This window comes from Pseudomonadota bacterium (assembly GCA_010028905.1).
Classification (GTDB): domain Bacteria; phylum Vulcanimicrobiota; class Xenobia; order RGZZ01; family RGZZ01; genus RGZZ01.
This window is the reverse complement of record RGZZ01000934.1, coordinates 1-1,020: the sequence shown is the minus strand read 5'-3', so window position 1 is coordinate 1,020 and position 1,020 is coordinate 1. Positions and strand designations below refer to the sequence as shown.

At 66.0% G+C, this 1,020-nt stretch carries 1 protein-coding gene; it reads right to left on the bottom strand.

The window, feature by feature from the left end; translation table 11 throughout:
* Positions 1-1,020 (bottom strand): class I SAM-dependent methyltransferase (locus tag EB084_26495; GenBank protein ID NDD31812.1); only part of this gene is annotated, 1,020 nt, incomplete at both ends.

The following is a 1,020-nucleotide window of genomic DNA, read 5'->3' as shown; positions in this document are numbered from 1 at the left end:
ATGTTCTCGACGTGCTCGACCACGAAGCGCGAGCGGCGCGCCATGGCGGCTGTGAGCGCCGAGAACGCCGGGCAGAGCGAGCCGGGGAAGATGACCTTCTGGATCCAGTCGCAGTGCCTGCGGTAGACCTCGTAGCTGTCATCCGGCGTGGTGATGACCTGCAGCACCACGAAGCCGTTGGGCGCCAGGAGGCGATCGCACGAGGCAAAGAAGTCGCCGAGGTTCTCGTGGCCGACGGCTTCGAGCATCTCGACCGAGATGATGCGATCGAACTGCCCTTCGAGGGTGCGGTAGTCGCACAGGCGAAGGTCGATGCGGTCTTCGAGGCCGGCTGCGCGCACGCGCTCTCGCGCGATGCGCAGCTGGTCGTCGGAGAGGGTGATGCCGGTGACGCGGCAGCCCGTCTGACGCACTGCGTCGATGGCCAGCGCCCCCCAGCCGCATCCGATCTCGAGCAGATGATCGTTCGGGCCCAGGCGCGCTTTGCGGATGAGCATGCGCCGCTTGTTCGCCTGGGCCTCTTCGAGGCCCTGATCAGGGTGATCGAACACGGCGCATGAGTAGGTCATCGACGGGTCGAGGAAGCGGGTGAACAGCCGATCGCCCAGGTCGTAGTGGTCGCGGATGTTGCGGCGGCTGCCGGTGAGGTTGTTCGAGCGGGCCAGGTGGCGCACCCGATTGACGAACCGCCCCAGCCAGGTGGTGAAGAGGCGCTTGTCTTCGAGACGTGAGCGGTTCTCGATGAAGATGCGCAGCATCGTGGTGATGTCATCGCAGGCGTACTCGCCCGCGCTGTACCCTTCGCCAAGGGCAACATCGCCGTCTTTCACGAGACGCAGGAAGAAATCGTAGTTGCCGATGCGCATGGTGGCCTCGAGCCCTGGCTCGGGCGTGCCGAGGCGATGGATGGTGCCGTCCGGCATGTCGATGGTGAGGCAGCCCCGCTCGATGCGCGACAGGAACCCCAGCATGAAGTCGATGGCCCAGCGGTGAAGGGGGGTGGTAGGCACCGCGCGCACC